The organism is Bacteroides sp. AR29, from assembly GCF_900217715.1.
GTDB lineage: Bacteria > Bacteroidota > Bacteroidia > Bacteroidales > Bacteroidaceae > Bacteroides > Bacteroides uniformis.
Genome location: NZ_OBMS01000046.1, coordinates 1 through 7,864 on the forward strand (window position 1 = coordinate 1; position 7,864 = coordinate 7,864).

At 44.3% G+C, this 7,864-nt stretch carries 8 protein-coding genes and 1 tRNA gene; 2 read left to right on the top strand and 7 right to left on the bottom strand.

Features of this window, described 5'->3' with window-relative positions:
- The coding region (locus CSD97_RS18400; RefSeq protein WP_143272450.1) for a transposase at positions 1–536 on the top strand (536 nt) is incomplete at its 5' end.
- A gap of 140 nt (positions 537–676) precedes the next feature.
- On the opposite strand, the gene CSD97_RS18405 is transcribed toward CSD97_RS18400, so the two are convergent.
- From CSD97_RS18405 to CSD97_RS18420, 4 genes are all read right to left on the bottom strand, one after another.
- Positions 677–764 (bottom strand) — tRNA-Ser (locus CSD97_RS18405).
- Between the two features lie 127 nt (positions 765–891).
- A complete protein-coding gene (locus CSD97_RS18410; protein ID WP_008664980.1) occupies positions 892–1,848 on the bottom strand; it encodes an ABC transporter permease in 957 nt (318 codons plus the stop codon).
- Positions 1,841–2,584, bottom strand: coding sequence for an ABC transporter ATP-binding protein (locus tag CSD97_RS18415; RefSeq protein WP_034522675.1), 744 nt, complete (start codon positions 2,582–2,584; stop codon positions 1,841–1,843). Before CSD97_RS18415 ends, CSD97_RS18410 begins: the two co-directional genes overlap by 8 nt.
- Before the next feature lie 2 nt (positions 2,585–2,586).
- On the bottom strand, positions 2,587–3,729 hold the full coding sequence (locus tag CSD97_RS18420; protein WP_008664984.1) for an NEW3 domain-containing protein: 1,143 nt from the start codon (positions 3,727–3,729) through the stop codon (positions 2,587–2,589).
- 188 nt (positions 3,730–3,917) lie between these two features.
- On the opposite strand from CSD97_RS18420, the gene CSD97_RS18430 reads away from it, so the two are divergent.
- The gene (locus CSD97_RS18430) at positions 3,918–4,973 is read left to right on the top strand and encodes a winged helix DNA-binding domain-containing protein (RefSeq protein ID WP_098032894.1); all 1,056 of its coding nucleotides are present in this window, start codon (positions 3,918–3,920) and stop codon (positions 4,971–4,973) included.
- 6 nt (positions 4,974–4,979) lie between these two features.
- Here the strand turns inward: CSD97_RS18430 and CSD97_RS18435 are convergent, their stop codons facing one another.
- The 3 genes from CSD97_RS18435 to CSD97_RS18445 form a co-directional block, all read right to left on the bottom strand.
- Positions 4,980–6,056 (bottom strand): alpha/beta hydrolase, encoded by a 1,077-nt coding sequence (locus CSD97_RS18435; RefSeq protein ID WP_080597341.1) that lies wholly within the window; start codon positions 6,054–6,056, stop codon positions 4,980–4,982.
- Positions 6,057–6,085: 29 nt separating this feature from the next.
- Positions 6,086–6,622, bottom strand: a complete 537-nt coding sequence (locus CSD97_RS18440; protein WP_098032895.1) for a flavodoxin — start codon at positions 6,620–6,622, stop codon at positions 6,086–6,088.
- 963 nt (positions 6,623–7,585) lie between these two features.
- Positions 7,586–7,864: transposase (locus tag CSD97_RS18445; protein ID WP_143272447.1), on the bottom strand; the 279-nt coding region annotated here is incomplete at its 5' end.

Consider the following 7,864-nt stretch of genomic DNA (forward strand, 5'->3'; position numbering starts at 1 on the left):
AAGCGGTGCAGGAGATGCGTGTGAAAGCTCGCTGGGAGGCTTTGGATGAAGAGTCCACTCAGATTGCTTATGCAAAGGCCTGTGGAAAGATGTATCATGCACCTGTTTTCGCTAATGGAGATACAAGAAAGCAGTTGTTAGCGAGAAGCATTTATCTGCTTTACAAGAAGGAATCCTTATGGACTCAGTCTCAAAGAATACGAGCTGAAATTCTTTTCAAGGAATATCCCGATATAAAGAAAGGATATTATCTGTCTATGCGGTTAGGCTTAATCTATCATCAGTGTAAGTTTAAGGATATTGCTTTGACAAGGCTGGCAAGGTGGTATGATGAGGTAGATAAATTAGGGTTCCTCACCTTTGGAAGGGTCGCACGTTCTATACAAACACATTATCTGAATATAATCATTTTTTTTGAAAGGAGGGCAACCAATGCTGCAGCAGAGTCATTCAATGCTAAAATCAAAGCATTTAGAGCACAGTTCAGAGGAGTAAGAGATAGAGCTTTTTTCTTATATAGACTTGCTAAATTATAGGCTTAAATATAAAATCCCTCAGATTGTTACGTTGACCCCCAAGTCTTTCAAAGCAAACGGAGTAGAAGCAAAAAAAGGTCTACAAATCTATGATTTGTAGACCTTTACCCGCTAGTTTTCCATCTTATTCAGAACTGTTGCGGAGAGAGGGGGATTCGAACCCCCGATACCCTTTAGGGGTATACACGCTTTCCAGGCGTGCCTCTTCAACCACTCGAGCACCTCTCCTTGTTCGGGGCGCAAAAGTAAGGGAAGTTTTTGGAATTACCAAATGTTCGGGCAAATAATATTAAAAGTCCGTTCAAGCAACCAATGCCGGAACGGACTTTCAACACTCAATAAAACATACTTATCATTACCGTGATCTGACTTCCCGTCTCATGAATATGACATACGAAAGGGCAAAACAGATAACAGTAGCTGCAATCAGTCCGGTGAGCTGCGGCCACACCACCAAAAGACTCTGTCCCAATGGCAGCGGGCTGGGAATGGCCCCCTGAACCTGCTCCATAGTGAGCGGCCCCAAACTTCTGACGGAAGGCATCAGCAGCGTTGTGGTCGCCTCATTGAACAGTTCGCTAGGTGCCAGACGCATCAGACCGAGAATAAATTTCTGGTAACTGACTATCTGATAAGGAGATGCCAGCTGCGAGGGGCTCAACGCCTTGGCAACCAGGTTGACAATCATCGTATAGAACACGCTGAAAAACAACCATACCGCCACCGAAGCCAATGCCGAGGTGGCCGCCTGACGGAAGCAAAGCGAAAACAGAATGGCCAGATTCAGCCAGAATGCCACATAGAATACACTGATTATGAGAAAGAATACAATCCTCCAAAATTCTTCTGCTGTGGGAGGAATGCCTATCGCTATCAACCCGCAGCCCATTACGAGGAATCCCAGTACAAACAGCATTATACCTATCACAATCAATGCAGCCACGAACTTGGCATTGATAATGCAATCACGATGAACGGGCTGTGACAGCATACGGCTCAACGTCCCCTTGTTCTGTTCCGAATTTATAGCATCGAATCCCAGCGCAATCCCCAACAATGGCCCCAGAAAGTTGATAAACTGCACAAAAGAAGGCAATGTGCCGTCCGAGGCTGTGAACAACTTCAAGAAAAGGAACGAACCGTCCGGGTCATTGGGCTTGATGGCGGCACCGATGTTGGTAAGCGAGGTATAGAGTGAGCCCATGCACGTAAGCAAAATGATTCCCATCAAGATAATGAACCGCCAACTTTTCACATGGTCGGATATTTCCTTGTTGACGACTACCCAAAAAGGATAATTGACTTTATTCATGCCTTTCCCCTCCTTCCTCCATATAATGGTTATAAATATCAGACAATTCCTGATGCTTGTCCTTCAAATCAGACATATCAATCAAGGTGACCAGCTTCCCGCTGTTGAACAGTCCCACGCGGTCGCAAACTTTCTGCACCTGGTCCAGGTGGTGGGAAGAGAACAAGACGGTCAGTCCCTCCTTCCGGCTCAACTGCCTAATGAGCTCGATGAACTCCTGAACACCGGCAGGGTCTATTCCCGAAGTAGGTTCATCCAGGATTATAATTTCCGGATTTTTGATAAGCACGTCCGCCAGTCCCAATCGCTGGCGCATACCGCGCGAATATTTCCCGGTCTTCTTTTTCATCTGTCCGGCAAGCCCCACATGCTCCATCAGCTCCAGCGCCCTGACTTTCGCTTCGGCATCCGAAATGCCATTGAGACGCGCAGTATATATAAGGTTTTCCGGACCGGTCATGTCATCATAAAACCCCACATCTTCGGGCAGATAGCCTATCTTCCGCTTTACCTCGATAGGATGCCTGGTAGAGTCGATACCGCAAATCTCCACAGAGCCGGAAGTGGGTTCCGTCAGTCCCAGCATCATCAGGATGGTAGTTGACTTGCCGGCGCCGTTTGGCCCCAATAATCCGAAAATCTCCCCTTTACGGATAGTCAAGCAAATGCGGTCTACGGCAGTGAAGCGCCCATACTGCTTGGTCAAGTCTGTCAATGCAATCACTCGCTCGTCCATGCTCACCTCCTTCCATATTTACGGAACAGATAGCATACGGCACCTATGGCAACGATTATTATCAAAACGCCCACCCATCCCCATATCATCGGGGTTTTCACGGCAATGCGGAATTGGGCGTCTGTATTCACTTCAGGAGTTTTGGCCGTCATGGTAGCCACATAATCTCCGGGCAATGCCTTTTTGGATGCTTTCATGGTAGCTACGACATTGGCCGTTTCCCCCGCCTTCAGCATATCAATCTTCGAAGGCTCAAAAGACACTTCCCAGTCCACGGGCTTATTGGCAGAAAGCTGGATATCTTTCAACAATGAAGAGCCGGTATTCCGGACCACCAACTCGATACGCTTCACATCTCCCGCTGTGATTTCGGTACTCAACAATCCTCTGGGCGTGGACAATTCCATCTCGTAGGAACCCGTGACAACAACTTCCAGCTCCAAGTCGGCAGAAGTCGTACCGGTAGCCGCACGTACCGGAATCTTGTAATTGCCGGCTTCCACATTGGCGGGAGGGACAATCTCTATACTCACATTCTGGCTGCTGTTCGCTTCCACCTGGGCAGAAGTGGCCTGCTTATAGTTGGGCTTGAACACGACACTCCAGCCTCTGGGGGCATTGGCCATCAGCGCATACAGCTGCTGGTCGGCCGTCTGGTTTTTCAAAGTGGCATTGAAGGTAAAGGTGGACTTGGAATTGCCCTGCATATTGGGCTGGTCGGTAGTGAACTCGGTCTGGTAAGTTCCTTTCTGGGCCACGACCACCTCCAGCGGCAGTTTGGTTTCTCCGGCAAATACTGTGAAATGATAACTTCCTTTATTTACTTTTAGAGGAACTTCCACTTTCAAATTGAACGTTTTCTTTTCCTGGGGCAGTACAGAAAGCTGGCTGAGGGTCCAGCCGCCTGACTTGATTTCATGCTTCCAACTGCCCGGCAATCCGCTGACCGAGAGATTTGCATTTGTAACCCCGTCCGTGTTGTTAATCAAATCAATGCTGTAATCAATGGACGCTCCGGGCGTCACGGAAATTTTTGTGTAAGGAGTGTACAGAATTATGCTTCCAGATTCATCGGCATGTACACTTAAGGGAAAGGCTCCCAACAAAATAACTAACAATAAAATACAATTTGTTCTCATAGTCATAAAAAAGTTCTTATGGTTATTTAATTATGAATATTTTCCCAATTTGTGCGTTGCAAAAATAAAAGATAGCTATATTAGTAGCTGTTAAAAGAAACAAAAGAATATAATTGCGGACACAATATACCCTGCGATGACCTGCTTTTCTTATCTTTGCGATTCCTATTGATACAAACGAATACCATACCGACATGAGAATCCCTGAAATACGCTTACAGAACCAGCAACTGTCCACTCCACTCTTCGGCCACCCGAAAGAGCTGGTCTCCTGGATAGGCGCCATGCAGGCACAAGACTATACAATGGTGAAATGGGCCGTAGGTATGCGGCTGAAGTCACCGGGAATTCAAGCCGTGGAAAAAGCCCTGCATCAAGGGGAAATACTGAGAACCCACATAATGCGTCCCACATGGCACCTGGTAGCAGCAAAAGACATTCGTTGGATACTGAAACTCTCTGCACAACGCATCAAATCCGCCAATGATTCTTATGCAAAAGGACATGGTCTGGAAATCACGGAACAGCAATATGACAGAAGCCATACCGTACTCGGGAATATCCTCAGCGGGAAGCGAAGCCTGACGAAACAAGAGATTGCGGAACATTTTGAACGTTCGGGACTGCTTGCAGACAACTACCACATGACCCGCTTTATGTCGCGTGCCGAAGTCGAAGGTATTGTGTGTAGCGGAGAATGCCGTGGACGACAACACACCTATGCCCTTCTGGACGAAAGAGTTCCACCTACCCCCGAACTGACGAAAGAAGAAGCGCTGGCCCGTCTGGCTACAGCCTATTTCCGCAGCCATGCCCCCGCTACCCTGCAAGACTTCTCCTGGTGGTCCGGTTTGCCTTTAACGGAAGCAAGGCAATCTATTTCTCTGATAGAACCGGAACTGATGTCCGAACAATGGAACAGCCAGACATGGTACATCCATGACTCCTGCCGGACATCTGGAAAGGCGACCGGCAACCTGCACCTTCTTCCCTCCTACGACGAATACCTGATAGGATACAAGGACCGGACGGACGTCCTACCCAAAGAGGACTATTCCAAAGCTTTCACCAACAACGGATTGTTCTTTCCGGTACTTCTCTATAAGGGGCATGTAGTAGGAAATTGGAACAAGGCGTCCAAGAAAAAAGAAATCTTCCCGGAGCATTCGCTTTTCCGGAAAGACATCTGCCTGAAAGAGGAGTTGCTGAACCAGGCTAAAGAAAAGTACGTCCGGTTCCTAACACATTAAAGGCGGTCATCGAAGATGTTCATTGAAGAATCTCTCTATTTTGCCGAATGGAATTACCTCTATATTGTCATACAAGTCTACATGGTTTGCACCGGGAATAATCAGCAGTTCCTTATTATCACCCTGCAACTTTTTAAAAGCATCTTCACTGAAATAACGTGAATGGGCCTTCTCACCGTGCAGCATCAACACTGCACTACGGATTTCATCACTATATGAAAGGATAGGCATATTGATGAACGAAAGCGGTGAAGTCTTGTTCCATCCGTGATTCGAGTTGAGTGACCGCTTATGATAGCCGCGCGGTGTTTTATAATAGGCATGGTAGTCCTTCACAAATTGTGGAGCATCGGCAGGCAACGGGTCTACTACACCTCCTCCAAGAGCAAATGTACCGTTTCTATAATCCTCCGTACGCTGAGCATTAAGCTGGCGCCGCAATTCATGCCGTGCATCGGCATTCATAGAATCGAAATAACCGTTAGCATTGACCCGGCTCATGTCGTACATGGTTGCCGTAACTGTAGCCTTGATGCGAGTATCGATAGCCGCTGCATTAAGCGCCATGCCTCCCCATCCACAAATACCGAGAATGCCGATACGCTCTGCATCTACATCATCACGGGTGGAAAGATAATCGACCGCTGCACTGAAATCTTCCGTATTGATGTCCGGCGAAGCCACATAACGGGGCTGGCCGCTACTTTCTCCCGTATAGGATGGATCGAAAGCAATCGTCAGAAATCCACGTTCTGCCAATGTCTGCGCATACAAGCCCGAAGCTTGTTCCTTCACGGCACCAAACGGACCACTGATGGCAATGGCAGGCAATTTACCCGTCACATTCTTGGGTACATACAAATCGGCAGCAAGTGTAATGCCGTAACGGTTGTGGAAAGTTATCTTCTTATGGTTTACTTTATCACTCTGTGGAAATGTCTTGTCCCACTCCTGAATCAGATTCAAATTCTCTTCCATAAATTTATTATCATTATTAGGATTATTTTCTGTTGCAAACAAATGTCCTGCAGCACAAAGGCTAATAACCATCGCCGCACATATGTTTTTTACCATGTTCTTCATCTCTACTTCTTTAAGTTTCGGTTGGAAATTCATTTCTTAATCCATTGCTTGACAGTTTCCCGGCTCGCTCCATTCAGCAGCCTGCCTTTTCCCCAGTTTATGCCGGGGTAATTCGTCTGCAATTCCTTTTCTGCATTAGAAATACTGCTGCTTCCCGAAGTGGCGAATGGAATAACCGTTTTACCTGCAAAATCACCGCTTTCTATAAATGTATTGATGATTCTTGGAGCCAAATTCCACCAAATAGGAAAACCTATATATATGGTATCATACTCCGCGAGACTTCCCAATTTAGAATACAATGCAGGACGTGATTTGGAATCCGACATCTCCACACTGCTGCGCGAAGCTTTGTCGTGCCAGTCCAAATCAGCAGCCGTGTACTTTTTCGCAGGCTGTATTTCGTAGAGAGTCCCATCGACAGTTTCTGCCACCAACTTGGCAGCCCTTGCCGTTGTTCCCGTTGCCGAGAAATAAGCTACCAGTGTCTTACCACCTTTTTTCTGTGCGTTAACAATAATAGACAACAGCATAACTGCCATCATAAACAATACCAATCTTTTCATACGATATATTATTTAGTTGAAACATATAAATCCAATTGTTATAGCGATACAAAAGTAGCGGGTATTATTATTACATAGGTATCCAGATTACTGATTATATAACCCAAATTACTGATAGATGTCCGAGAAGAGAAATAAAAAATCCCGTAAAATCAAGGTTTTACGGGATTTGTCATACTTTGAATCCTTTTTGTCTTTGGAGCTCTGCGGAGAGACAGGGTTAAGAACCTTTTCTCCACAAGTTCCTTATTTACAAGGTTATAATAATGTCAATTTTACTCTTAGTAATGTTTTAGTAACTGAAGTTTGTCTGATTCAGTCTCACATCGTCTTCATGATGTCCGTTCATCTCAACATTACTATACAAAGATAGAAATAATTATAACAATAGCAAAGTCTACCAGTTTTTTTTATAACTAGTATACTTAAAAAATTAAAGTTCAACTCTTCTTATCACAAAATAATTTTGCCACACATTTGCTAATTCTAGGCTAATTGTTAAATACAAAAACTCACTATTCTCTGCATTTTGCTTTATTTAACAATTCTACTACAAAATATTTTTTTCTAAATTTCCAAAGATGTTCTTGTAAATACATATCCTCAATATATCATTTGTATTTTTCCATCATAAATAAATTATTTGTACAAATAAATCATATGCATTTCTTTTGAACTGTTGCAATACGGTGATGAAGAATACATTTGTCATACAATAAATCTGTCCTTTTTTCTACCTTTCTTTTTTAAAAAAAGTTTATAATAATTCATTCCAGCATTCTCGTCATAACCTCTCTCTATTTGGTATTCACCACCATGAATACTAATATCAAAGTTTTCATCTAATTTAATAGTTTCTACTTTCGTTTTTGCTTTCTTAATAGCTTTACGTTCTATTGTTACATTACCTGAATTTTGGATATGATTCTCAAAACCATTTTTTAAGAATTTGTTTTGAAATGCTTAGAAAAATCTCTTAAGGAGTATTTGTATAAATGCCACCGTTACCATTGCTTCTGCCGTTTCCGTCAGGAATTCGTAATCAATAGTGAGCCTTCTATAGTTTTCCAACCATGAGAAAGTCCTTTCAACAATCCATCGTTTAGGTACTACATTGAATTTTCTGGGGTTTTCTTTGGGTCTGAGTACAACCTCCAAGTCCCATCCGAACTTTTGTTTTGTCCACATAGCCAAATCCCCTTGATAACCTCCGTCAGCAAGTATCTTGCAGAGTCTTGGGAA

What these genes read in the sequence shown, in the direction of transcription:
- CSD97_RS18410 (WP_008664980.1), bottom strand. Translation starts at nt 1,848, where the DNA reads ATGAATAAAGTCAATTATCCTTTTTGGGTAGTCGTCAACAAGGAAATA.
- CSD97_RS18415 (WP_034522675.1), bottom strand. Translation starts at nt 2,584, where the DNA reads ATGGACGAGCGAGTGATTGCATTGACAGACTTGACCAAGCAGTATGGG.
- CSD97_RS18420 (WP_008664984.1), bottom strand. Translation starts at nt 3,729, where the DNA reads ATGACTATGAGAACAAATTGTATTTTATTGTTAGTTATTTTGTTGGGA.
- CSD97_RS18430 (WP_098032894.1), top strand. Translation starts at nt 3,918, where the DNA reads ATGAGAATCCCTGAAATACGCTTACAGAACCAGCAACTGTCCACTCCA.
- CSD97_RS18435 (WP_080597341.1), bottom strand. Translation starts at nt 6,056, where the DNA reads ATGAAGAACATGGTAAAAAACATATGTGCGGCGATGGTTATTAGCCTT.
- CSD97_RS18440 (WP_098032895.1), bottom strand. Translation starts at nt 6,622, where the DNA reads ATGAAAAGATTGGTATTGTTTATGATGGCAGTTATGCTGTTGTCTATT.